Genomic DNA, 25,565 nt, shown 5'->3' with positions numbered 1-25,565 from the left:
GTTGAGGCACACGTGGCTAGCGGACGCGAAATCAAAACCAAGATCAAGAGCACGCAGAACATGCGCAAGGTGACGCGCGCGCTCGAAATGGTCTCGGCCTCGAAGATCCGCAAGGCGCAGGATCTGATGAAGGCCTCGCGCCCCTATGCGCGCTCGATGCGCAAGGTGATCGCGCACGTGGCGCAGGCCAGCACGGACTTCAAGCATCCGTTCCTGGTCGAGCGCGAGAACGTGGCGCGCGTGGCCTACATCGTGGTGTCCACTGACCGCGGCCTGTGCGGCGGCCTGAACTCCAACATGTTCCGCCGCCTGCTGCCCGCGATCCGCGAGTGGCAGGACAAGGGCGTGCAGGTGGACGTGCTGGCCATCGGCCAGAAGGCCGTGCAGTTCTTCCGCCGCATCAAGGGCGTGAACCTCAGCGGCAGCGTGACCCATCTCGGCGAGCGTCCGAAGCTGGAACAGCTGATCGGCGTGATCAAGGTGGTGCTGGATGCCTATACGGCGAACGCACTCGACCGCGTGTTCCTCGCCTATAACGACTTCGTCAACACCATGACGCAGAAGCCCACCATCGACGCGCTGCTGCCGCTGCCGCTGGTGGCCGCGGAGATGGAGGCACAGCAGGCGTCCGGCGATTCGGCGTATGCCGGCATCAAGCTGGAGCAGACCCACGACTGGGACTACATCTACGAACCCGATGCGCAGACCGTGCTGGAGCACGTGCTGGGCCGCTACATCGAGTCGGTGGTGTACCAGGGCGTGCTGGAGAACCTCGCCAGCGAGCACGCCGCCCGCATGGTCGCGATGAAGAGCGCGTCGGACAACGCGAACAAGGTGATCGACACGCTGACGCTGGTCTACAACAAGACCCGCCAGGCGGCGATCACGCAGGAAATCAGCGAAATCGTCGGCGGTGCAGCGGCGGTGTAAGAGTTACTAGTGCGGTCATCCCTGACCGCGAAGATCAAACGGGCGGCCATCCGTGGCCGCACTCCCAACAAGAGCGACGCTTCGGCGGCGCTGATACGAAATCACAAAGATCCATCCGGAGCACATCCATGAGTCAGGGCAAAGTTGTTCAGATCATCGGCGCGGTCATCGACGTCGAGTTCGCACGCGATCAGGTACCGCAGGTGTACGACGCGCTGAAGATCGACGGCACCGAGATCACGCTGGAAGTGCAGCAGGTGCTGGGCGACGGCGTGGTGCGCACCATCGCGCTGGGCTCCACCGACGGCATGAAGCGTGGCCTCGTGGCGCGCAACACCGGCGAAGGCATCAAGGTGCCGGTGGGCAACGCCACCCTGGGCCGCATCATGGACGTGCTCGGCAACCCGATCGACGAAGTCGGTCCGATCGATGCCGAAGACCGTTGGGTGATCCACCGCGAAGCTCCGTCCTACGACGAGCAGGCGCTGGCCAACGAGCTGCTGGAAACCGGCATCAAGGTGATCGACCTGGTGTGCCCGTTCGCCAAGGGCGGCAAGGTCGGCCTGTTCGGCGGCGCCGGCGTGGGCAAGACCGTGAACATGCTCGAGCTGATCAACAACATCGCGACCCAGCACTCGGGTCTGTCGGTGTTCGCCGGCGTGGGTGAGCGCACCCGCGAAGGCAACGACTTCTACCACGAGATGCAGGATGCCGGCGTCGTGAAGCTGGACAACCTGCCCGAGTCGAAGGTGGCGATGGTGTACGGCCAGATGAACGAGCCGCCGGGCAACCGCCTGCGCGTCGCGCTGACCGGCCTGACCATGGCCGAATACTTCCGCGACCAGAAGGACGCGTCCGGCAAGGGCAAGGACGTGCTGTTCTTCGTGGACAACATCTACCGCTACACGCTGGCCGGTACCGAAGTGTCCGCGCTGCTCGGCCGCATGCCGTCCGCCGTGGGCTACCAGCCGACGCTGGCCGACGAAATGGGCGTGCTGCAGGAGCGCATCACCTCCACCAAGACCGGTTCGATCACCTCGATCCAGGCCGTGTACGTGCCCGCGGACGACCTGACCGACCCGTCGCCGGCCACCACCTTCGCGCACCTTGACTCCACCGTGACCCTGTCGCGCCAGATCGCCTCGCTGGGCATCTACCCGGCCGTGGATCCGCTGGACTCCACCAGCCGCCAGCTCGACCCGCAGGTCGTCGGCCAGGAGCACTACGACGTGGCCCGCCGCGTGCAGGGCATGCTGCAGCGCTACAAGGAGCTGAAGGACATCATCGCCATCCTCGGCATGGACGAACTGTCCGAAGAGGACAAGCAGGTGGTGGCGCGCGCCCGCAAGTGCGAGCGCTTCTTCAGCCAGCCGTTCCACGTGGCCGAAGTGTTCACCGGCGCGCCCGGCAAGTACGTGTCGCTGAAGGAAACCATCCGCGGCTTCAAGATGATCGTGGAAGGCGACGTGGACCACCTGCCGGAGCAGGCGTTCTACATGGTCGGCGGCATCGATGAAGCGATCAAGAAGGGCGAGGAGATGGGCGCCAAGAAAGCCGCCTAAGCGGCTTTCGCAAAGGCATGGACATGCCGGCCAAGGCGCCGCGGTTCGAGCCTTTACCCACCCCATCGTTTCCCGCGAACGTGACGAGTAACCAACCATGACCACCCTCCGAGTCGACATCGTCAGCGCCGAGGCCGAGATCTTCTCCGGCGAGGCCACGATGCTCGTCGCCACTGGCGAGCTGGGCGAGCTGGGCATCACGCCGCGCCATGCGCCGCTGATCACCCGCCTCAAGCCCGGTCACGTCGAGGTGGTGCTGGCTGCTGGCGAGCGCCAGCAGTTCTATGTATCCGGCGGCATCCTCGAAGTGCAGCCGCAGGTGGTCACCGTGCTGGCCGACACCGCGATCCGCGCGGCTGACCTGGACGAGGCCGCTGCACAGCGCGCCAAGAAGGAAGCCGAGGACGCGCTGGCCAACCGCACCGACGCGCTGGAAGTGTCCGAGGCGCAGGCCAAGCTGGCCGAGGCGATGGCCCAGCTGCAGGCGCTGGAGCGGTTGCGCAAGAACCTCAAGCACTGAGGTTGCTTGCTGTTTGCTCGTGCGCTTCTTTCTGGGCGCAGAGCAGGATCAAGCAGTGGCCATCCATGGCCGTGCTTTCAAAAAGAAGCTGTGGCTTCGATGGACACTGCGGATAAAGAGCGCCGGCCTCGTGCCGGCGTTTTCGTGTCCGGGCTCTTTTGCCGCGAGGCGCGACCGGCGCTTTAAATTACAAATGTAATCTGATAGCGTCTCCTGTATTCGCCCCATGGAGACGGATCGGCATGACACGCAAGCATTCGCTGTTTCCGGGCCTGCTCGCGGCAGGAATCGCGGGTTGCGCCACTGTCGCCAAACCGCCCGTCAAGGCCCCAAACGAGGGCTCGGCCAGCTATCACATGATCGACGATGGCCAGATGGTGCATTACAAGCTGGCCCTGGGCGATGTAGCGACGGGCGGCGGGACGATCCAGCGCGTGTTGCCGGTTTACCCGCCGGCACTGCTCGCCGCGTGCCAGCCGGTCGTGGACGTGCAGGCGCAGGTGATCGTGGGTGCCACAGGCATGGCGAGCGACGTGCGGCACTATCCGCCGGCCGGGGACCCGGGCGCATCCATTCCGCCGCAGTTTTTCGATGCCGTGCGCACGGCAGTGATGCAATGGCAGTTCGCGCCGCTGCAGATCAGCCATTGGGCAGCCGATGCGGACGGCAACACCCACGAAGTGGACAGCGAGACCAAGCCGTTCAGCCTGGTGTATGCGTTCCGTTTCGAATGCCGCGCCGGCAAGGCGACGGTGTCGTCCGCACCGGCCCGAGGCTGAACCGGCGCGCCAGTCTGCCGTCATGCGCGCGGCCGGAGTTCGACAGGAGGGGCTGATAGACTTCCCGGTCAACATAAGTCACGGCCGACACGCATGAACCAGGCACCTCTCCACGTCATCGTCCTCGCCGCCGGCGCCGGCACGCGCATGAAATCCACGCGCCCCAAGGTGCTGATGCCGTTGGCCGGTCGGCCGCTGCTGGGGCATGTGCTGGCCACCGCGCGCGCGCTGCGGCCGGCCGCGGTGCACGTGGTGTACGGTCACGGCGGCGACCAGGTGCAAGCCGCATTCGCGGGTCAGGCCGACCTGCATTGGGTCCTGCAGGCCGAGCGCCTGGGCACCGGCCATGCGGTGGAGCAGGCCTTGCCCGACGTGCCTGACGGCGCGCAGGTGCTGGTGCTGTACGGCGACGTGCCGCTGACCCGCGCCGAGACCCTGCAAAAGCTGGTGCAGGTGGAAGGTGGCTTCGGCCTGCTGGCGATTCGCGTCGCCGACCCGCGCGGCTACGGGCGCGTGCTGCGCGACGGCAACGGCCACGTACGCAGCGTGGTCGAGGAGAAGGACGCCAGCGACGAGCAGCGCGCCATCGATCTGGTGAACACCGGCATTCTTGTCGCCCCGGCCGCCGCGTTGCGCCAGTGGATCGGCCAGCTCGACCGCAACAACGCGCAAGGCGAGTACTACCTCACCGACATCTTCGCGATGGCCGCGGGCGAAGTGCGCCCCGCGCTCAGCGTGGAATGCAGCGATCCGGTGGAAGCCTCGGGCGCGAACGACGCCCTGCAGCTCGCCGGGCTGGAGACCGAATACCGCCAGCGCGCCGCGCGCGCGCTGATGCTGGCCGGCGTGCGCCTTGCCGATCCCACGCGCGTCGACGTGCGCGGCGAAGTGAGCCACGGCCGCGACGTGGAGCTGGACATCGACGTAATCCTCGAAGGCGAAGTGAGCCTCGGCGACGAGGTGCGCGTCGGCCCGTTCTCCCGGCTGAAGGACGTCAAGCTGGCCGCCGGCACCGTGGTGCTGGCGCATTGCGACCTGGAAGGCGTGGTCACCCACGGCCCCTGCACCATCGGTCCGTTCGCACGGCTGCGCCCCGGTACCGAACTCGACGCCGGCGTGCACGTGGGCAACTTCGTCGAGACCAAGAAGACCCGCATCGGCGAGAACAGCAAGGCCAACCACCTCACCTATCTCGGCGATACCGTGATCGGCCGCGGCGTCAACGTCGGCGCCGGCACCATCACCTGCAACTACGACGGCGTGAACAAGTTCGTCACCTACATCGAAGACGGCGTCTTCGTCGGCTCCAACAGCTCCCTCGTGGCGCCGGTGACCATCGGCGCGCAGGCCACCATCGGCGCCGGTTCGGTGATTACCCGGGACGCGCCCGCGGGCGAGCTCACCGTGGCGCGCGGTCGCCAGCTCACGCTGGTGGGATGGACTCGGCCGACGAAGAAAGAGCCGTGATATAGGCCGCGCCTTGCGTGATTCCCGCCCACGTCGTGGCGGATGGAATCGCGCCGGCTAGGCGTAACGCCACCCATCCAGTTCCACCAGCAATTCGCTGCGGCACACGTCGCCGTGCAGCAGCAGCACGGGCACGCCGGGCAGGCGCTGCTGGAGTTTCTCGCGCACGTGCGCCGCATCGGCGCCGTGCCGCACGTAGGCTTTCAGCGGCGCGTGGGTATCGAAGCCGGCCGGCATGCCGGCGCTGGCGAGCAGGGCTTCGAGATTGACGAGGATTTCGTCCAGCTGCGCGGCGGTATCGCCCTCATGCGCGGAGGCGTGACCCACCACGGCGGCGGTGCCGGAGATCGCCAGTGCGTCCTGCGCAGGCAGGCGCATGGCGCGGGCGAAGCCGGGCGAAGTGCGGCCGTATTGGCGCGGGTAGCGCCAGGCGCTGACCTGGCGCGGGTTCTCGACCGGCGTGCCGGCGTGCGCGCTGGCGAGCATATAGATCTGCAGGAGGTGCGGGTTGCCGTGGTGTCCGATCGCGGTGGCGGCCGGGTAGCCCTGGGCGAACCAGTCGCCGCAACCTTCGGCCCGGCCGTCGCAGAACAGCTTGTAGCGCTCGGTGTCGCCGGCACCCTCGTTGATGGCGCCCTGGTAGTTCCAGATGCGCAGCACCTGTTGTTCGTCCCGGCCGCGGATGAAGTCGCGCAGGTGCGCGTAGGCGGTACGGGCCGCGCCCGCCGGGCCGCCGTGCTCGCGTTCGTCCAGTTCCAGCGCGGCGAACAGCCAGCCGCCGCCAGCCGACCAGTGCAACGCGCCGTGGCTGCCGCATTGGACGGGACCATCCACTTGCCACAGCTCGCAGCTGGCGGGTGCGTCGAAAGCTTCCAGCGGCACGCGCAGCCAGCGCGGATCGTCGCTGCCGGCGGCATGGCCGCCGAAACCGAGCACGGCCAGTGTGCCAGGCTCGGCAAGCAGAGCAGGGGCGTCGTCCATGCGATAGGAAATGCGTGGCGCACGCACCGGGTCGTTCCCGACCCTCCTGCTTTCACGACCCTCGATCATGCTCGCAACCAGGAATGACAAGGACGCCATGTTACACTTTGCCGACGCTTTCCACCGTTTCGACGACGTTTCCAGAGTTTTCGCGCGCATGGCCGAATTGACTGCTGACCAGCATGAGCTGGCCATCCTCATTGTGGAAAGTCTGAACCTCGAAGCGGTCGATCCCGCAAAGCTCGATCCGGACGCGCCGTTGTTCGGCGGCGAACTGGGGCTGGATTCCATCGATGCGCTGGAGATCGCGCTGGCGATATCCAAGCGCTACGGTTTCCAGCTGCGTTCCGACCATCCCGACAACAAACGCATCTTCGCCAGCCTGCGCGAACTCAGCGCGTTTGTCGAAGCGCATCGCGCGCACGGCTGAAGAGCCGACTGCACATGGGGGAGGCCACGCACTGGCGCGAGCAACGCGAAGGCGGCAGCCGCTTCGGTCTGTGGTTGGTTCTTACATTGGCCCTGCATGGCGGTCGCCGTTTCGGCCGGCTGCTGTTGTATCCGATCACGCTGTACTACTTCCTGCGTCGGGGCACCGAGCGGCGCGCTTCGCGGCAATACCTCACGCGCGTATTCGGCCGTCCGCCGAGCGTGTGGGCGATGCTGCGCCAGTTCCATGGCTTTGCCGTCACCTCGCTGGATCGGATCTATCTGCTGGCGCACGGCGAGCGCGGTTTCGACATCGAAGTCGAAGGGCTGGCCGAACTGGAACGTTGCCTTGACGGAAAGCGTGGCGTGTTGCTCGTGGGCTCGCACCAGGGCAGCTTCGAAGCCTTGCGTGCGCTGGGCGCGCGTCGCCCCGATGCGCAGCTGCGCGTCGTGCTGGACAAGGGCAAGACGCCGGCGATGACCGAGCTGCTCGAAGCTCTGGCCCCCAGCGTCGGCAACGCCGTGATCGATGCTTCGCATGGGGGCGCCCACGTGGTGCTGACCGCCGCCGAGGCCTGCCGGCAGGGCGCGATGGTGGCGCTGCTGGCCGATCGCGCCGGCAAGCACGAAGCGCAGCGCTCGGTGGATTTTCTCGGCGCGCCCGCGCCGCTGCCGGTGGGGCCGTGGCTGCTGGCCGCCGCGCTCAAGGTGCCGGTGCTGCTGTGCTTCGGCCTTTATCTCGGCGGCAACCGCTACCGGCTGGTGTTCGAACCGTTTGCCGAATGCGTGACGATCCCGCGCGAGCAGCGGGGCCCTGCACTGGACGCCCTGCTGGCGCGCTATGCCGCACGGCTGGAGCATTACGTGCATGTGGAACCGTACAACTGGTTCAACTTCCATGATTTCTGGGCACAGCCGCCTGCGCCGGAACGTCACGGCGCCGGCTGAATCCGGCGCGTGTCGTCGAGCACGCGTGGTGCGGTGTGCGAGCGGCGGTAGCTTTTCACCATGTGTCCATAATGCACCACACGGCCTATCGTGTAGAGCGTGATGCGGCTGACATCCAGCACCGGGCGCAAATGGCTGGGGCGCGCGTTTGACGGATAGCGCGAAGCGATGGGTACCGACACCACGCCCATGTGCAGTTCGCGCGATGCCGCGATGAGGATGGCGGCCTCGAACACGAAGTCCTGTGCCGGCAGGTCGACCAGGTCCAGCGCGGCGCGCGGATACCAGCGCTGCCCGCTCTGCGTATCGGCCACCGGCTGGCCGCAGCCCCAGGAAATGCCCCAGTCGGCGACGGCGTTGGCGCGGCGGCGGCCGTTCGGCTGCTGCGCTTTGTCCAGCAGGCGCGCGCCGATCACCATTTCGCCGGGATGCGCGGCGGCGGCGGCCACGAGGCGCGGGATATCGGCAGCCAGATGCTGGCCGTCGCCGTCCATGGTCAGCACGGCCTCGTAGCCCTGGCGCAGCGCCTCGCGGAAACCGTCGCGCAGCGACTGGCCCTTGCCCTGGCGCTGCGCATGGCGGATCAGGGTCACCGGCAGCGCGGCGAGGATGTCCGGCGTGCGGTCCGTCGAGCCGTCGTCCACCACGATCACGGGGACGTTCAATGCGAGCACGGACTCGACCACGTGACGGATCGCCGCCTCTTCGTCGAGGCAGGGGATCAATACGCACCAGCGGGGTAATGCGACGTTCAAGCGGCGGCCTCCACGGTCGTGAGCAGATCCATCTCGGTGGCGCAGCCGATGCGGCAGGCGCCAGCGCCGGCGACGAGCGATGCGAGCAGGGGTAGCGCGGCAGTGGCCGGATTGCCGACGGCATCGCCGGCGAGCGCCACCGGTGCCGGCGTCGGTGCGGCATGTTCGTTCGCGATTTGCAGCCGCAGCTGCGCCAGCGTGTTCACGCCGGCCTCGGGCGTCAGCAGCAGTGCGCAGCCGAAGGCGCGGTCGCAACCGGTCATCTCCAGCAGCGGCCCGCGTCCTGCGATGTCGCTGCACACCAGCAGCACCGGCCGTTGTTCGGCCAGCGCCTGGGTGGCTGCTTCCAGCAATGCGGCGCCGAAAGTGTGGCTGCCCGCGCATGTCGCGCTGGATGGAGCGCGGCAGCCGGTGGCGATGGTCCAGTAGCCTGCCGGCGCGTTGTGCACGGAGTGGTGGAAGCGGGTGGGCGACAGTTGGGTGGGCGCTTCGACCAGCGTGCTGCAGATCGCATCCGTGATCGACTGGTCGCCGTGCGCCGAGGCGAACACGCAGGCCAGCGTGGTGGGGTCGCGGCCGCTCATCGCGAGCGCCTGTCCGGCTACTTCCACTGCGAGGCGTACGCTTTCGGGAGCGCGGCGGCGCTCGTTCGCTGGCAGCAGCGCCGCGACGGGCGCGTCGTTTTTGGCAGTGGCTTGGCCAGCCAGCATGGCGCGCAGTGCAGCGAAGTCGCCGAGGTGCGGCGACCACACGCCGATGCCTTCGACGTACAGGCACAGCGCCGTCATGGCGCGCGCCCGAACACGAGGCAGGCATTGTTGCCGCCGAAGCCGAACGAGTTGCTGAGCGCCACGTCCACGGGGCGTTCCTCGCATGTCCAGGCGAACTGCGCACCGCAGGCAGGATCGGGCGTGGTGGCGCCGACATTGCCGGGCACGAAGCCGTGTTCGATCGCCTGCAGCGCGATGGTGGCTTCCACGATGCCCGCCGCACCCAGCGTATGGCCGGTGCAGCCCTTGGTGGAACTTGCGCGCGTGCCCGCGGGGAAACGGCGCGCCACCAGCGCGGCTTCCATCGCGTCGTTCGCGCGGCTGGCAGTGCCGTGCAGGTTGACGTAATCGACCTGAGATGCCCGCAGGCCGCCGCGCGCCAGCGCAGCTTCCAGCGCGAGTTCCGCACCGTGGCCGTCGGGATGGGGCGACGACATGTGCCATGCGTCGCTGGCCTCGCCGTAGCCGAGCAGGCGCGGTGCATGCGGAGCAGCGTCGATGCGTTCCAGCAGGGCGAAGCCGGCCGCCTCGCCGATCGAGATGCCGTCGCGCGCCGCGTCGAACGGGCGGCAGGCGGCAGGCGAGATCAGTTCCAGCGCGTTGAAACCGAACAGCACGTTGTCGCACAGACTGTCCACGCCGCCGACCACCACCGCGTCCGCCAGGCCCAGGGCGAGCATGCGCGTGGCACTGGCGAATACCTTGGCGCTGGACGAACAGGCGGTGGAGAGGGTGAGGCTCGGCCCTTCCAGCGCCAGCGCCGCGCGGGCGAACGCGCTCAGCGAATCCGGGGCGTGCAGTGCGGGGCGGCGCAGGTCGACCGGAAAGCGGCCGTCGGCATCGAGCCGGCAATACGCCTCCTCGGTGGCGCCGATGCTGGCGGTGGACGTGCCCAGCAACAGCGCCACGCGATGCGCGCCGTAGCGTTCGCGGGCAGCCTGCACGCGGTCGACGAAGCCATCCTGCTGCAGCCCAAGCCACGCGAGACGGTTGTTGCGGCAATCCCAGTCGACCAGTGCAGGAGGCAGCGTTACGGCTTCCACGCCGTCCACGCGGCCGACCCAGCCCAGCCACGGCGCGCTGCCGAAATCGTTGCGGCGCAAGCCACTGCGGCCCTCCCGCAACGCATCACGTTGCGCCGCCAGCCCGCAACCGAGTGCTGAACTGACGGTGCTGGCGCTGACCGCCAGTGGGGTCATCGGTGTCGTCATGACCCAAGGGTAGCAGGCGCGCGGACCGGGCCAGGCTTGCGCGCGGCGAGCGTTCAGGCATTCGATCCGGTGCAAGTTAACGCGCGGCCTCCCAAGGCGGCAACGACGGCAGCTCTTGCTAAGCTCACGCTGATGAAACCGGAGCAGCTGCAATGAGCGAACAAGCCGACCGTGCCGAAACCTTCCTGCGCGCATTGCAGGACCGCCTCTGCACGGAACTGGAGCAGCTGGATGGTTCCGCACGCTTTGTGGAGGATGCGTGGACGCGCGCCGCGGGCGGCGGCGGACGCACGCGCGTGCTACGCGACGGCGCGTTGTTCGAGCAGGCGGGCGTGAACTTCTCGCGCGTCAGCGGCAAGCAGCTGCCGCCCAGCGCTACCGCGCACCGCCCCGAGCTCGCCGGCGGCGGCTTCGTCGCCACTGGCGTGTCGCTGGTGCTGCACCCGAAGAATCCCTACGTGCCCACCACGCACGCCAACGTGCGCTATTTCGAAGCCAGCAAGGACGGCGTTGAGCCCGCGTGGTGGTTCGGCGGCGGCTTCGACCTCACGCCGTTCTACCCGTTCGAGGAGGACGTCGTGCACTGGCATACCGTGGCGCGCGACCTCTGCGCGCCGTTCGGTGCGGACGTCTATCCGCGCTACAAAAAGTGGTGCGACGACTATTTCTACCTCAAGCATCGCGCCGAAACGCGCGGCGTGGGCGGCCTGTTCTACGACGACCTCAGCGAGGGCGGCTTCGAGCGGTGCTTCGATTTCATGCGGGCGGTGGCCCAGGGGTTCCTCGACGGCTATCTGCCTATCGCCGCGCGCCGTCGCGACACGCCTTACGGCGAGCGCGAGCGCGAGTTCCAGCTCTATCGCCGCGGCCGTTACGTGGAATTCAATCTCGTCTATGACCGTGGCACGCTGTTCGGCCTGCAATCCGGCGGCCGTACCGAATCCATCCTGATGAGCCTGCCGCCGCGCGTGCGTTTCGAGTATGCATATCAGCCGGAGCCGGGCTCAGCCGAGGCGCGGCTGCCGGATTATTTGCGGCCCAGGGATTGGCTGTAGGCACGCGTCCTTCGACGCAACCCGCAGGCGCCGGTCAGCGCTTGGTCGGCGTCCCGCGCAGCGGCGCCGTGGAACCGCGCACCACGAGCTCCGGGCTGAAACCCTCGTTGCCTTCTTCCAGCGGCTCGCCGTTGGCTTCGCGCTGCAGGTTGCCGATCAGCCGCTGCGCGGCGTGATGGGCGATTTCCTCGGTGGCCTGGCGCGCGGTGGTGAGCGCGGGCCAGGACTGCTTGGAGAACGGGCTGTCCTCGAAGCCGGCGATGGAGAGTTCCCACGGCACGCTGATGCCGCTGGAATGCGCGGCGGCGAGCACGCCGGCGGCGATCTCGTCGTTGGAGCCGAAGATCGCGGTGGGGCGATCCTTCAACGCCAGCAGCTTGCGCGCGCCGCGGAAGCCGTCGTCGAACGAGTAGTCGCCCTGCAGGATCAGCTTGCGGTCCAGCGCGATGCCGTAGTCCTTCAGTGCATCCTCGTAGCCCTGGTAGCGCTCGGGGCTGGAGCGATGGTCGCGGCCGCCCCACAGAAAGCCGATGCGGGTGTGGCCGAGCTGGATCAGGTGTTCGGTGATCGCGTAGGCCGCATCGCGGTCGTCCACGTACACGCACGGGTAGCCGTCGCGCGGGTCCTTGCGCGCGGAGATGATGCGCATGAAAGGAATCTTCGCCGCTGCCAGCTTGCGGATCAGCTCCGGCTTCTCCGACATCGGCGGCGCCAGCACCATGCCGGCCAACCGCGCCTGCGCGGCCAGCGACACCAGTTCCTCGGCCAGCCGCGGCGACGTGGAGTCGCAGGGATGGATCTGCAGGCCGTAGCCGCTGGCGCGGCAGGCCGCCAGCACGCCGCTCTGCATGCTGATGACGTAGTGCGCGTTGGGGTTGTCGTAGACCAGGCCCACCGCGTAGGCGCGTGTGCTGCGCAGGCTGCGCGCGGAAGGATCGGGCCGGTAGTCCAGCGCCTCGATCGCCCGCTGCACTTTCTCGCGCGTGCGCGCGTGCACCGAGGGCTCGTTGTTGATGACGCGCGAGACGGTCTTGAGCGAAACACCCGCCTGCTCGGCTACATCCTTGATGGTGGCGCTGCGCAACCGCTGATCCTCAGGGCAATGGGACAACGCAAGGCACGGCCGCGAGGCCGTGCCGACGGGTGACAAAGTCTAGCGGATGACGGCGCAAGCGCATGCGTCGCTCAGCCCGCCTGCTGGCCCACGCGGTGTCCGCGCAGGCCGTAGTACAGGATGTACAGGTAGCACGGCACCATCAGCAATGCGAATGCGCTTTGGAAGTTGACCGTGTCCTTCAGATGTACGAACACCTGCGGGATCAGTGCGCCGCCTGCGATACCCATGATGAGCAGGGCCGAGCCAGCTTCGGTGTGCCGGCCAAGCCCTTTGATCGCCAGCGGAAAGATCGCCGGCCACATCATCGCGTTGGCAAAACCCAGTGCGGCCACGAACATCACCGAAATGTAGCCCGTGGTGGCGAGCGCACCCAGCACGAACACTACGCCCAGCACGGCCGACACCGCGAGGTAGCGCTGCTGCGAGATGAATCGCGGAATCAGTACCAAGCCGGCGAAATAACCGAGCAACATGGCACCCAGCGTGAACGCGGTGAAGAACTTGGTCTGATCCAGCGGCAGGCCGAAGCCCTGGCCGTAGGTGCCGATGGCATCGCCTGCCATCACCTCCACGCCCACGTAAAGGAACAGGCACAGCACGCCCAGCCACAGATGCGGGAAGCTGAAGATGCTGTTGCCGGTGTGGCCGATCGCGTGTTCGTCGTTCGCGCCGGCCGGCTTGATTTCCGGCAACGTGGAACGCACTACCCAGATAGCTATCGCGACCAGCACGGCCGCCATCACCATGTAAGGCAGATGGACCTTGGCGGCGAAGTCGTTGAGCAATATTTCCTTGGCGGCTGGATTGGCGCTCTTTGCCTGCTCGGCGATATCGCCAATGCCGTGCAGCACGAGACCAATGGCGATCGGCGCCAGGATGCCCGCAAACTTGTTACACACGCCCATGGCGGCGATGCGCTGCGCAGCGCTCTCTATCGGTCCCAGGATGCTGATGTACGGGTTCGCTGCGGTTTGCAGCAGGGTGAGGCCGGCGCCGATCACGAACAGTCCGGCCAGCGCGCCGGGGAACACGCGCATCGTGGCGAACTGGCCGAACATCGCCGCGCCGAAGGCCATCACGAACAATCCCAGCGCCATGCCTTTCTTCATGCCGGTACGCCGCAGGATCACGGCCGATGGCAATGCCAGCACGGAGTAGGAGATGTAGAACGCGAACGTGACCAGGAAGGCGTAAGCCAGAGAAACCTGGAAGGCGACCTGCACGAAGCTGATCAACGTGCCGTTGATCCACGTGAAGAAGCCCATGATGAAGTACAGCACGCCGACGATGATCATCGGCCCGATGTAAGAAGATCCGGACGGTGCGGCCGCCTGCGTGCTTGCCATGAAATCTCTCCCCGAGGAATGGCGTGGACGACCGCGAGCATAACGGCACAGGCGGCGCCAGAAGAAAGCTCTTTATTGGCCGCAAAGTACAACGTTGTCAACCGGCAGGCGCATCGGCCTTGCCCGAACCGGACATCGAGCCTCCTGCAACGGGCCATGCCGTGCCTGATGGCTCTTCACCGCGGACAACGCGCGCGGCGTCTTCGCACGGAAGGCCCTGACGTCCGTGCTTTTCGTCCCTTCCACAACGGACAAGCGGATCCGATGCGCCAAAAATGGCCGCGCCGAAAAATTTAAATCGATCCAATGTCTTAGACCCTGCCAACGGTCATGTTGCATGGCTCCGTGCCCCGTGATGAAAATTTCGGGACATCCACTTGACAACGTTGTCATGACGATTCCAGACTCCGCCGCACTCGCCTTCCGATGGACGCGCACACAGCGCGTATCCCGTCGGTCGGCCGCAGCGGACAAAGGGGGAATCCACGTGGGAGAGTTCGCCAGCCAGCGTCATGTCGCGCAGCCGGTGCCGCAGTCTTCGGCACCGAGTGGAGCGCATGATCGCGGTGAGCCGTTTCTCGCCGCCGATGTCGGTGGCACCCACGCGCGCATCGGCCTGGTGCTCGGTACGCCCACCGAGCGGTATCCGGTCAGCCTGCTGCACTACCACCGTTACCACTGCGCCGACTGGGCCGACCTCGGCAGCGTGCTGCGCGATTTCATGGGCCAACTCCCTTCCGCCGGGCATGCCGCGCTGGCCGGGCGGGTGCACCGTTGCGTGGTGGCCAGCGCCGGCGTGGTGCTGGACGACCGCATCGTCAACGAGAACCTGCCCTGGCCGGTATCCATCGGCGCGCTCCGCGAGCAGCTCAGGCTGGCGCAGCTGGAAGTCATCAACGATTTCGAGGCGGTGGCCTGGGCCACCCAGTTCCTGGGCGCGGACGAAACGCTGCCGGTGATCGACACCGCACAGCCGGCGTCGCACGGTCCGGTGCTGGTGATGGGGCCGGGCACGGGCCTGGGCTCGGCGGTGCTGTTGCCGCGCGACGGCCATGCGCAGGTGCTGCCCACCGAGGCCGGCCAGATCGCGCTGGCGCCCGGCAACGAACGCGAGATCGAGATCCTGCGCGTGCTGGCGCGCGGCCGCGCCTACGTCTCCTGCGAGGACGCGCTTTCCGGTCCCGGCCTGCTCAACCTCTACCACGCGCTGTGCGAATTGCGCGGCACCCCGGTGTCGTTGATGACGCCGGCGGAAATCACCGGCGCCGCGCTGGCCGGCCACGATGCCGCGGCGCTGGAGGCGCTGGAGGTGTTCTGCGGCCTGCTCGGCAGCTTCACCGGCGACCTCGCGATGCTGTACGGCGCGAGCGGCGGGGTGTTTCTCGCCGGCGGCATCCTGCCGCAAATCCACGCTTTCCTGCGCACCAGCAGTTTCGCCCAGCGCTACTTCAACAAGGGCGTGATGCGCGCGTATCTGCAAAAGGTTCCCGTACGACTGATTGAGCACGGCCAGCTAGGTGTCATCGGCGCCGCCGGCTGGTTTCTGGAAGAGCGGCAGGGAGAACAAACCATGCCACCGCTCTAGCAGCGACACGGCGCCGAACACCGCACCAGGCAAGACATCCACACCACGGTTACACCAACCGATCCAACCTCTGAGGGGAGGCCCCATGAACCATCGCAAGACACTGCTCGCCGCGAGCATCGTCGCCGGCTTGTGCCTGTCCGTCGGCGCGTACGCGCAGGACAGCACGCAAAACCAGCAGACCACCACGACCAACCAGGGCAGCAAGGCGAACAAGAAGGAGGTGACGCAGCTCAACGCGGTCACCGTCACCGGCATCCGCAACAGCGAAGCCTTGTCGATCGACACCAAGCGCGACGCCGACTCGCACGTCGAAGTGGTTTCCGCCACCGACATCGGCAAACTGCCGGCCAAGAACGTGGCCGACACCATCGCGCAGTTGCCGGGCGTGAACATTTCTGACGCGGCGGGCTCCGAAGGCGGCTTCGACGAAGCCGACCGCGCCAGCCTGCGCGGCAGCGCGCCTTCGCTCACCCTGACCACGGTTGACGGCCACAACATCGGCTCGGGCGACTGGTTCATCACCGGCGGCGGCGGCACCCGCAGCGTCAGCTACGCCATGCTGCCGTCGGAAATCGTCAGCCAGGTGGTGGTGCACAAGACCTCCGAAGCCAGCCTGCTGGAAGGCGGCGCTGCCGGCACCATCGACATCATCACGCGCAAGCCGCTGGAGTTCTCCAAGCAGTTCTCCGCCGAAGCCAGCGTAGGCGGCGTGTACTCCAGCCTGCCGAGCAGCACCAAGCCGCAGTTCAACGGCCTGGTCAACTGGAAGAGCGACGACGACAGCTTCGGCGTGCTGGCCCAGGTGTTCTACGAAGATCGCGAGCTGCAGCGCGACGGCCAGGAAATGCTGGGCTATTCGTACATCCCCACCGGTTCGGCAGCCGCCACGCAGCTGGGTCTGCCCAACCACGCATCGGGCAGCACAGGCGTGTTCTACCCGAACCTGCCGGGTTCCGTGCTGTTCACCCAGGAGCGCAAGCGCAAGGGTGGCTCGATCGACCTCGAGTGGAAGCCGCTGGACAACCTGACCCTGAACCTCGATGGCTTCTATTCCCATATGCAAGCCACCGACTACAACCGCAACTACATGCTGCGCCTGCGCGATCGCGTGCCGACCAGCACGCTGTCCAACTACGACATCAACGGCAACATCCTCACCAGCGCCACGCTGGCGGGTGCGCCGGGCGTGTCGCAGGGCATCTACGACATGATCTCGCGTCCAGGCGAAAGCGAGTCCAGCCAGTACGTCACGCTGGACGCCAACTGGCAGGCCACGCAGAACCTGAACTTCAAGTTCCAGCTGGGCACCACCAAGGGCACGGGCAACACGCCGGTGCAGGACATCATGGAGATGGACACCGGCTACGGCGCGTCCTCCAGCTATTCGATGAACGGCCTGAGCTCGCCGATGGGCGTGTCGCTGGGCGGCAACAACGGCACCTACAACCCGGCCACCGTGGGTCTGGACTGGATCTTCGGCGACCAGGGCATCCACGTGGTGGACAAGGAAAACTGGTTCACGGCCGATGGCGAATACGACTTCGACGATGCCGGCGCGCTGTCTTCGTTGCAGTTCGGCATCCGCGATTCGCGCCACACGCACAACAGCCTGTTCGCGATCAGCCAGGGTCCCAACTGGGCCTCGGCCATCAACTTCAGCCCGAACTCCACCCTGTGGCCCGCCAGCACCCAGAGCTATAGCAACCCCCTGGCCAGCGGCCTCGGCAATGTCTGGTACTGGACGCCCAGCCAGCTGTCCCAGCTGGATGCCACCTACGCCAATCGCGCCAGCAGCGGTCCGAATTCGCGCTTCTATCCGAACGACATCTACCAGATGACGGAGACGAACAAGGCCGCCTATCTGCAGGTCAACTTCGCCGGCAGCAACTGGAGCGGCAACGCGGGTGTCCGCCTGGTAGGCACGGACGAGAACATCGGCTACACCGCCGGTTCGGCGCAGCAGGCCGACTACAGCGGCCCGTACTGCAACTCGCCGTGGTATCCGTGCGACGCCACCACCGGCACGGGCGGCTGGTACTGGAACTTCTACAAGGCCCACTACACCAAGGCGCTGCCGAGCTTCAACCTGAAGTACAACCTCAATAGCGACGGCAGCCTGATCGCACGCTTCGCCGCTTCGCAGACGCTGACCCGTCAGGATTACGGCCAGCTGGCCGGCTTCCTGACGCTGGCCGATCCGGAGAAGGTGGGTTCCATGGGCGCTGGCCTCGGCCCGAATCCGGAACTGAAGCCGCTGGTGTCCACCAACTTCGACGCCTCGCTGGAGTGGTACTTCGCGCCGCGCGGCCTGTTGTCGGCCAGCGTGTACGCGATGGACCTCAACAACTACTACGACTATGGCACGGTCACCCGCACGTACCTCAACAGCTACCTCACCTTCAACAAGACGAACAACCCCAGCGGCGCGCCGATCTACAGCCAGTACCTGATCAGCCAGCCGGTGAACGTCAACGGCACCCTGAAGGGCGTGGAGCTGAACTGGGTGCAGCCGATCGGCGAGCACTTCGGCACGCAGGTCAGCTACACCTATGCGAACGGCCATTCGTCGGGCGGCACCTATCTGTACAACGCCGACGGCACCTTCGCGAACAACGTGGCCGCGGGCACCCGTCCGCTGTACGGCACCTCGCGCGACACGGTCAACCTGTCGGCGTTCTACGAAGACAAGCAGTGGAACGCGCGCATCAACTACACGTACCGCTCCTCGTTCTACGACGGCATGATGCCGGTGCAGGCGGGCACCCTGTCCAACACGGTCACGGGCCAGTCGAACACCATGCCGCTGCTGCCGTACTACCAGGCGGGCACGGGGTATCTGTCGTTCTCGCTGGGCTACACGCTCAACGACAACGTGAGCTTCTCGTTCGACGCGATGAACCTCAACAACCCGAAGCTGCGCTACTACGACTACGGCTACCAGGCCGGCCTCGGCTTCGGCAAGGTGCCCGAGGCGTTCTACCAGAACGGTCGCCAGTACTACCTGACGGCGAACTTCAAGTTCTGATCCATCGCTTTACTGAAACAACCCGCGGGCCACGGACGGCTCGCACTCTCCCCGAGCGGGCCCGGCTTCACTTTGCGGGCCCGTCTTTTTGCCCGGCTAGGTCGCGACGATGGCATGCTGTGGCCGCTACCGCAGGAGATGCCGATGATCCGCCGCCACTTGCTGTCCCGTTCATGCCTGCTGCTCGCGCTTGCCGCGTTGCCGATGTGTGCCGCATGGGCCAGCGATACGACGACACCTTCCCTGATTCCATTGCCGGCGCAGCTGCAGTTGCAGCACGGCGGCTTCACCGTGGATGCAAACACGCCCATCGTGGCCGCAGGCAGCGATGCCGCGACCAAACAGACGGCGACCTACCTGATCGATCTCGTGGCGCGTACGCGAGGCTTGCACCTGCGGCTGTCCGATGACGGCAACGCGGCACATGCCATCGTGCTGCAGCGCGACCCGCAGGTCGCCGTGACGCAGGCCGAAGGCTATGCGCTGGACGTCACGCCGCAGGGCATTCGCGTCACGGCGCGCGACGATGCCGGCCTGTTCCATGGCGCGATCACGCTTGCCCAGCTGCTGGCTCCCGATGCCAAGCAAGGGCCCGTGGACGTACCCGCGCTGGCCATCCGCGACTGGCCGCGCTTCGCCTGGCGCGGATTGATGCTGGACTCCGCGCGCCATTTCCAGAGCGTGGCCGAGGTCGAGAAGCTGATCGACCAGATGGCCCAGCTCAAGCTCGACGTGCTGCACTGGCACCTCACCGACGACCAGGGCTGGCGCATCGAGATCAAGCGCTACCCCGAGCTCACCAAGACCGGCGCATGGCGCACGCCGCCCGATGCCGGCCGGGACGGCGAGCCGCAGCGTTACGGCGGTTTCTACACGCAGGAGCAGATCCGCGCCGTGGTCGCCTACGCCGCCGCGCGCCACGTCACCATCGTTCCCGAGATCGACATGCCCGGCCATGCGCAGGCGGCGGTGGCGTCGTATCCGCAGATCGGCGTCACCGGCCAGCGCCCGCAGGTGTCCGTCGACTGGGGCGTGAACCCCTGGCTGTACAACGTCAACGACGACACCTTCACCTTCATCGACAACGTGCTCGACGAAGTGATGGCGCTGTTCCCATCGCAATACATCCACGTGGGTGGCGACGAGGCGATCAAGAACCAATGGAAGGCCTCGCCGGCGGTGCAGGCGAAAATGCGCCAGCTCGGCATCACTGACGAAGACGCGCTGCAGGGCTGGTTCATCGGACGCATCGGCCAGTACCTCGAAAAGCACAACCGCAAGCTGATCGGCTGGGACGAAATCCTCGAAGGCGACAACGTGCCCACCGACGCCGCGGTGATGTCATGGCGCGGCATCGATGGCGCGATCAAGGCTTCGCTGCTCGGCCACGACGTGGTGATGTCACCCTCGCCCGACTTGTACTTCGACCACGTGCAGGGCGATCTGCCCGACGAATTCGCCGGCCGCCTCGGCGTGGAATCGCTGAAGGACGTCTACGGCTTCCAAGCCGTGCCGGACGTGCTGGGTCCGGCTCAGGCCAAGCACGTGCTGGGCGTGCAGGCCAACGTGTGGACCGAGCATCTGCCGACCATGGAGCTGGTGGAGCACACCACCTTCCCGCGGTTGGACGCGCTGGCCGAAGTGGCGTGGTCGCCGGCCGCCACCAACGACTGGCACCGTTTCCTCGAGCGCCTGCCGGCGGAGCTCGCACGCCAGCGCGAGCAGCACGTCGCCGTCGCCGACAGTGCCTTCGCCGTGGACATCGCCACCGACCGCAACGTGGCGCTGGCCACCGGCAACGCCACGGTGACACTGTCGAACCAGGCCGGCTTCGGTGCGATCCACTACACGCTGGACGGCAGCGAACCCACGATGGCCTCGCCGCTCTACCGCACGCCGTTCAACGTGACGTTGCCCACCACCGTCCGCGCCGCAAGCTTCGCCGCCCATGGTTACGCACTCGCCGCGGCGCGCATGCGCACGCTGAATCACGCTGCCCTGCTCAGCCTGTCCGGCACCGAGCTGGCCAATTGCGCAGGCAGCGACTTCCGCCTGCGCCTGCAGCCCACGCCCGATGCCACCAGCACGCAGCCGGTGTATGCGGTGAACATCTTCGACAACTGCCAATTGTTCCCCGCCACGCTGATGGACGGGGTCACTGCCATCCACGTGGATGCGGTGCGCCTGGTGCGCAACTACGCGCTTGCCGGCGACGAGAAGCTGGTGGTGGCGCGCCCGCACGACACGCCCTTCGGCGAACTGGTGGTGCATGCCGACAGCTGCGATGGCGCCGTGCTCGCCCGCATGCCGCTGCCCGACCCCGCGCACGGCCCCAGTCGGTTCAAGCTGGAAGCCAAGCTTTCCGCGCCAAGCGGTGTGCACAGCCTGTGCATGGCTTACGCCACGCCGGTCGACGGGCCGTTGTACGGCGTGGGGCACGTGTCGCTGGAAGCAGGCAAGCCCTGACGCTTTCCGCTTCCCGCATGCGCGGGAGGTCTAGCGACAGCCAGTAGTGCTCACGCACTTCCGGCCTCCTCCTGTCAGAAACAGGAAGAGGCCTATCTGCCGCGCAATTGCAGCGCCTGTCGTGCCGCCTGCGTTTCGATGGCGGACAGTTCGGCCAGCGGCACGAACTTGCCCGCGATCTGCGCCGCCAGCGGCAGGCCATCGCGATACAGCACGCGCGAACCCGGCACCGCGGGCACCTTGTCGCCGGCCAGCACGCTGCCCACGAGGTTCAACGGATCGCAGCCGCCCACCACGGCCATTTCGCCGTCGTCGGCGCGCTGGCGGATGGCGCGTAGCGGTGCGATCGCCTCGGGCAGCGCGAACTGCTCGCCCACCAGCCCTTCCACGAAGCGGCCGCCGCGAATCTCGCCGCGCGCTTCCAGCCTTCGGTACACGCGCAACAGTTCGCGCCACGAAGGCAGCCATGGCGCCTCGCGCTCCAGCAGCTGCCAGAACACCACGCCGTAACGGGCGAGCAGGCTACGCGCCACGTGCTCGATGCTGCCGTCGCCCTCTTTCCGTTGCGGGGATGGTGGGCGCGATGGATCACTCTTGTCGCCGTCCACATCGGATGCTGCTTCCGCGGACGTCCTCTCTCCGATGGCACGAAGAGGTGGACGGATCAGCGACCAGCGCCCGGCGTCCTCGATCCCACCGAAAACGTGCCGCCGCATGCGCCGGTGCCGCGGTGCCTCGCGCTTCGCCGCGGGTAAAAGCAGGGCGCGTAGGCCGGCGAAACTGTCTGCACTGATGCGGCCGGCGGCGACCAGTTCGCCCAACGCGTCCTCCAGCTCGGTACGCAGCAGATGGACGATGGATTGCAGCTCGTCGAAGAACAGTGCGCCGTGCTGGTGCAGCGCATCGACCACCGCCTGTGCGCGCGACGACAAAAGCCCATGCTGCGGCGACGCTTCTTGTGCAATGGACGTCCAGACGGCCATCTGTCTGCGCGGAAGCAGGACGATGGGTGTGGCGCGCACCGGGCCGCTGCCGCCGCCCGAGCGCAGGCGGCTCCACCCCGTGCGGCCGGAACGGCAAAGTTCGTCCAACCAGGTGGCCGAGTAATCGGCGATGCGTGCAGGCAGGATCTCCGTTTCCCACGCGCCGGCCGCCGCTTCGTAGCCTTCCAGTTGCGCCAGCACGGCCGGCAACGCGTCCGGGCCGCGCAGCTGCGTGGCTGGACTGGCGTGTTGCCAGTCCAGCAGGAAGCGCAGCAACTGACGCCGGCTCACCGGTTCGATCTCGCGCCGCAACCTGCCCAGCGTGTACCGGTGGATGCGCGCCAGGAGATGACGCTCGCACCACTGCGTTGCATCGACTGCGGAATCGAAGCGGCCTTGGATTACGTAGCCTTCGCTCTGCAGCCGCAGCAACGCACCCTCCACTTCGGACGAAGTCACGCCCAGCGGTGTAGCCAGCACATCCACCGTGACCGGGCCGAGGCCGAGCAGCCGGCCGCGCACCAGTTCGCGCAGGGCGTCTTCACGCGTCCAGGCTTGCGCGGCGTACTCGGCAGGCGCGGCGATGGCGGGTTGCAGCGGCGCGGCCGGATGAACAGCCTGCCAGAGCGGGAGTTTTTCGGCGGTGGTCCACACACCCTGGGACACGATGCCAAGCTGGGTAGCACGTTGATCGCGTGCCAGCGCATGCAGCCGGTCGTCCCAGCCTTCGTTGGCCATCGCCTCGTGCGCCGTGATGCCGCCCAGCGCATCCAGCGCCTCGTGCATTTCGTCGGGGCTGCGCACTTCGGGCCAAGCCTCGGCGCGAACGGCGGCGATGGCGTCGGGATCGAGCCGGCCGAGATCGCCCGCACTCACCGGCTCGCCTTGCCGCACGGCACGGGTGCGGCGTTCTTCCAGCGGTGCATCGTCGAGGAAGGCGTAGGGTGCGGCGTTGAGCACGGCACCCGCGAGCGGGCTGGGTGCGGCGAGGTCGCGCGCCACCAGGCGGATGTCGCCGCTTTCGAGTTGCCGCAACAGGTGCAGCAGGCCGTCCACGTCCATCGCTTCGCGCAGGCAGTCGTGCAGGGTCTGCGCTACCAGCGGGTGATCGGGGATCTGCCGTTCGCCGACGATGTTCTCCAGGCAGGCCACCTGGTCCGGGAATACCGCGGCGAGCAGGTCCTCGCTCTTCATGCGTTGCAGCTGCGGGGGCACCTTCTTGCCGCCGGTGAAGCGCGGCAGCGCCAGCGCGGTCACCGCGTTCCAGCGCCAGCGCGCAGGGAACAGCGGCGCGTCGAGCAGGGCCTGCACCAGCACGTGCTCGGCGCTGTTCGAATGCAGGTAGCGCGCCACCTCTTCCAGCGGAAAGCTGTGGCTGGTGGAGAGCGACAGCACGATGGCGTCCTCGGTGGCCGCGGCCTGCAGTTCGAAGTTGAACTGGCGGCAGAAACGCTTGCGCAAGGCCAGGCCCCACGCACGGTTGATGCGGCTGCCGAACGGCGCGTGGATCACCAGCTGCGTGCCGCCGGATTCGTCGAAGAAGCGCTCGAACACCAAAGTCGATTGCGTGGGCAGCACACCCAATGCCGCCTTGGCCGCGGCGAAGTAATCGACCAGCTGCTGCGCAGCCGCTTCGCCCAGGCCCAGGCCGTCGCGCAGCCATGCCAGCGCCTGCGTCTGGCCGCCTTCGTCGAGTTGCAGTTCGATTTCTTCGCGCAAGCGCGATACCGCAAACGAAAGTTCATCCGTGCGCCCCGGCGCCTCGCCCAGCCAGAATGGAATGCTGGGCGGCACGCCGTGCGCATCTTCCACGCGGAGCCGGTCGCGCTCCACGCGCAGGATGCGGTAGCTGGTGTTGCCGAGCTGGAAGATGTCGCCGGCCAGGCTTTCCACCGCGAAATCCTCGTGCACCGAACCGATCACGGTGCCTTGCGGTTCCAGCACCACGAGGTAGTCGGCGGTGTCGGGGATCGCGCCGCCGGAGGTGAGCGCGACCAGCCGCGCGCCACGGCGCGCGCGCACCTGGCGATGCACCGCGTCGCGATGCAGGTAGGCGGCGCGCGCACCGCGCCGGGTGGTGAAGCCTTCGGCCAGCATGCGTATCACCGCGTCGAAATCCGCGCGGGCCAGGGTGCGGTAGGGGTGGGCGCCGCGCACCAGCGCGTACAGCGCATCCTCGTCCCATTCGCGACAGGCCACTTCGGCGACGAGCTGCTGCGCCAGCACATCCAGCGGTTGCGGCGGCTGCACCAGCGCGTCGAGTTCGCCGCGGCGCACGGCATCCAGCAGAGCAGAACATTCCACCAGGTCGTCGCGCGTGGTGGGAAACAGGCGTGCCTTCGGCGTGCCGCCGACGTGGTGGCCGGAGCGCCCCGCCCGTTGCAGAAAGGCGGCAATGGAGCGCGGCGATCCGAGCTGGCAGACCAGATCCACGTCGCCGATGTCGATGCCCAGCTCCAGCGAAGCGGTGGCGACCAGCACCGACAGCTCCCCGCGCTTCAGCCGTTGCTCGGCGTCGAGGCGCTGTTCCTTGGCGAGGCTGCCGTGATGCGCGGCCACGGCTTCCTTGCCCAGTCGCTCGGAAAGATGTCGCGCCGCGCGCTCGGCCAGCCGCCGCGTGTTGACGAACACCAGAGTGGTGCGATGCGCCTGTACCAGCTGCGCGATGCGGTTGTAGACCAGCTCCCACGCATCGTTGGACATCACCGCTTCCAGCGGCAGCGGAGGGAGCTCGAGGGCGAGGTCGCGTTTCCGCACGTGGCCCGTGTCGATGATGGTGATGTCGCTTTTCGCGCTTGCGTTCTCTCCTTTCTGATGAGAGGAGGGAGGTGAAGGACGCGCATCTGTGGAGGCTTCACCAGGAGGAGATGCTAGGGCAGCGGATCGCGCGTGCGGCCCTTCATTTCGCCCCCCTTCGGGGGACTCAGGGAGGGGCTCTCCCCAGAGAGGAGCAGAAGCCGCACCCACCAGGAATTTCGCTACCTCCTCGATCGGCTTCTGCGTCGCCGACAGGCCGATCCGCTGCAGGCGCCGCTGGCACAGCGACTCCAGCCGTTCCAGTGTTAGCGCCAGGTGCGCGCCGCGCTTGCTGCCGGCAACGGCGTGGATCTCGTCCACGATCACGCTGCGCGTGCTTTTCAGCATCTCGCGCCCGGAAGCGGAGCCGAGCAGGATGTACAGCGATTCCGGCGTGGTGACCAAGATGTGCGGCGGCGTCTTGCGCATCCACGCGCGCTCGACCTGCGGCGTGTCGCCGGTGCGCACGGCGGTGCGGATCGTCACCTCGGGCAGGTCGAGTTTTTCCAGTTCGCCGCGGATGCCTTCCAGCGGCTCTTCCAGGTTGACGTGGATGTCGTTCGAAAGCGCCTTCAGCGGCGACACGTACACCACCCGTGTCTCGTCCGGCAGTGTGCCGCCGTTCGCCACGCCTTCGCGTACCAATGCGTCGAGTGCGGCGAGGAAGGCGGTGAGCGTCTTGCCCGAACCGGTAGGCGCGGCCACCAGCACGTGACCGCCATCACGGATCGCCGGCCACGCCTGCGCCTGCGCCGAGGTGGGCGCGTCGAAGCGGCCCCCGAACCAGGTGGCGACGGCGGAATGGAAACCGGTCAGCGGGGAAACATCCGCGGGCAT

General features: G+C 67.1%; 18 protein-coding genes. 11 read left to right on the top strand and 7 right to left on the bottom strand.

Annotation, left to right across the window (positions count from 1 at the left end; translation table 11 throughout):
- Window positions 1-12 precede the first annotated feature (12 nt).
- From atpG to glmU, 5 genes are all read left to right on the top strand, one after another.
- Complete coding sequence (atpG, locus tag IHE46_RS06900; RefSeq protein ID WP_192163899.1) at window positions 13-930, top strand: F0F1 ATP synthase subunit gamma; 918 nt, start codon at window positions 13-15, stop codon at window positions 928-930.
- A 128-nt stretch (window positions 931-1,058) separates the two neighbouring features.
- Complete coding sequence (gene atpD, locus IHE46_RS06895) at window positions 1,059-2,492, top strand: F0F1 ATP synthase subunit beta (RefSeq protein WP_192163898.1); 1,434 nt, start codon at window positions 1,059-1,061, stop codon at window positions 2,490-2,492.
- 97 nt (window positions 2,493-2,589) lie between these two features.
- The gene (locus tag IHE46_RS06890) at window positions 2,590-3,012 is read left to right on the top strand and encodes a F0F1 ATP synthase subunit epsilon (protein ID WP_192163897.1); all 423 of its coding nucleotides are present in this window, start codon (window positions 2,590-2,592) and stop codon (window positions 3,010-3,012) included.
- A gap of 242 nt (window positions 3,013-3,254) precedes the next feature.
- Window positions 3,255-3,791 (top strand): hypothetical protein, encoded by a 537-nt coding sequence (locus tag IHE46_RS06885; protein WP_192163896.1) that lies wholly within the window; start codon window positions 3,255-3,257, stop codon window positions 3,789-3,791.
- 93 nt (window positions 3,792-3,884) lie between these two features.
- Window positions 3,885-5,258 (top strand): bifunctional UDP-N-acetylglucosamine diphosphorylase/glucosamine-1-phosphate N-acetyltransferase GlmU, encoded by a 1,374-nt coding sequence (gene glmU, locus IHE46_RS06880; RefSeq protein WP_192163895.1) that lies wholly within the window; start codon window positions 3,885-3,887, stop codon window positions 5,256-5,258.
- Between the two features lie 57 nt (window positions 5,259-5,315).
- On the opposite strand, the gene IHE46_RS06875 is transcribed toward glmU, so the two are convergent.
- The gene (locus IHE46_RS06875) at window positions 5,316-6,308 is read right to left on the bottom strand and encodes a pteridine-dependent deoxygenase (RefSeq protein WP_192163894.1); all 993 of its coding nucleotides are present in this window, start codon (window positions 6,306-6,308) and stop codon (window positions 5,316-5,318) included.
- An 88-nt stretch (window positions 6,309-6,396) separates the two neighbouring features.
- Here IHE46_RS06875 and IHE46_RS06870 point away from each other — a divergent pair, with 88 nt between their 5' ends.
- Window positions 6,397-6,669, top strand: a complete 273-nt coding sequence (locus IHE46_RS06870; protein ID WP_192164088.1) for a phosphopantetheine-binding protein — start codon at window positions 6,397-6,399, stop codon at window positions 6,667-6,669.
- 14 nt (window positions 6,670-6,683) lie between these two features.
- A complete protein-coding gene (locus tag IHE46_RS06865; RefSeq protein ID WP_192163893.1) occupies window positions 6,684-7,616 on the top strand; it encodes an acyltransferase in 933 nt (310 codons plus the stop codon).
- On the opposite strand, the gene IHE46_RS06860 is transcribed toward IHE46_RS06865, so the two are convergent.
- The 3 genes from IHE46_RS06860 to IHE46_RS06850 are packed head-to-tail and all read right to left on the bottom strand — an operon-like array spanning window position 7,601 to window position 10,340.
- Window positions 7,601-8,371, bottom strand: a complete 771-nt coding sequence (locus tag IHE46_RS06860) for a glycosyltransferase family 2 protein (protein WP_192163892.1) — start codon at window positions 8,369-8,371, stop codon at window positions 7,601-7,603. The genes IHE46_RS06865 and IHE46_RS06860 overlap by 16 nt on opposite strands.
- Window positions 8,368-9,159: a beta-ketoacyl synthase chain length factor gene (locus IHE46_RS06855; protein ID WP_192163891.1), complete on the bottom strand. Its 792-nt coding sequence runs from the start codon at window positions 9,157-9,159 to the stop codon at window positions 8,368-8,370. Before IHE46_RS06855 ends, IHE46_RS06860 begins: the two co-directional genes overlap by 4 nt.
- Window positions 9,156-10,340, bottom strand: coding sequence for a beta-ketoacyl-[acyl-carrier-protein] synthase family protein (locus IHE46_RS06850; protein WP_225562865.1), 1,185 nt, complete (start codon window positions 10,338-10,340; stop codon window positions 9,156-9,158). Before IHE46_RS06850 ends, IHE46_RS06855 begins: the two co-directional genes overlap by 4 nt.
- 164 nt (window positions 10,341-10,504) lie before the next feature.
- Here IHE46_RS06850 and hemF point away from each other — a divergent pair, with 164 nt between their 5' ends.
- Entirely contained in the window at window positions 10,505-11,407 is a 903-nt protein-coding gene (gene hemF / locus IHE46_RS06845; protein WP_192163889.1) for an oxygen-dependent coproporphyrinogen oxidase, read from the top strand.
- 34 nt (window positions 11,408-11,441) lie between these two features.
- Here the strand turns inward: hemF and IHE46_RS06840 are convergent, their stop codons facing one another.
- The gene (locus IHE46_RS06840) at window positions 11,442-12,491 is read right to left on the bottom strand and encodes a LacI family DNA-binding transcriptional regulator (protein WP_192163888.1); all 1,050 of its coding nucleotides are present in this window, start codon (window positions 12,489-12,491) and stop codon (window positions 11,442-11,444) included.
- Window positions 12,492-12,592: 101 nt separating this feature from the next.
- On the bottom strand, window positions 12,593-13,870 hold the full coding sequence (locus IHE46_RS06835) for a sugar MFS transporter (RefSeq protein WP_192163887.1): 1,278 nt from the start codon (window positions 13,868-13,870) through the stop codon (window positions 12,593-12,595).
- A gap of 526 nt (window positions 13,871-14,396) precedes the next feature.
- On the opposite strand from IHE46_RS06835, the gene glk reads away from it, so the two are divergent.
- From glk to IHE46_RS06820, 3 genes are all read left to right on the top strand, one after another.
- Window positions 14,397-15,455 carry a glucokinase gene (gene glk, locus IHE46_RS06830; protein WP_343230001.1) on the top strand — a complete coding sequence of 353 codons (1,059 nt, stop codon included), beginning with the start codon at window positions 14,397-14,399 and terminating at the stop codon, window positions 15,453-15,455.
- Window positions 15,456-15,540: 85 nt separating this feature from the next.
- Window positions 15,541-18,483 carry a TonB-dependent receptor gene (locus tag IHE46_RS06825; protein ID WP_192163885.1) on the top strand — a complete coding sequence of 981 codons (2,943 nt, stop codon included), beginning with the start codon at window positions 15,541-15,543 and terminating at the stop codon, window positions 18,481-18,483.
- Between the two features lie 144 nt (window positions 18,484-18,627).
- Window positions 18,628-20,949 (top strand): family 20 glycosylhydrolase, encoded by a 2,322-nt coding sequence (locus IHE46_RS06820; RefSeq protein ID WP_192163884.1) that lies wholly within the window; start codon window positions 18,628-18,630, stop codon window positions 20,947-20,949.
- 92 nt (window positions 20,950-21,041) lie between these two features.
- Here the strand turns inward: IHE46_RS06820 and IHE46_RS06815 are convergent, their stop codons facing one another.
- The gene (locus IHE46_RS06815; RefSeq protein ID WP_192163883.1) at window positions 21,042-25,565 is read right to left on the bottom strand and encodes a DEAD/DEAH box helicase; all 4,524 of its coding nucleotides are present in this window, start codon (window positions 25,563-25,565) and stop codon (window positions 21,042-21,044) included.

Origin of the sequence: Rhodanobacter sp. DHG33 (assembly GCF_014843005.1) — a bacterium.
GTDB lineage: Bacteria > Pseudomonadota > Gammaproteobacteria > Xanthomonadales > Rhodanobacteraceae > Rhodanobacter_A.
This window is presented reverse-complemented; position numbering and strand designations above follow the sequence as displayed.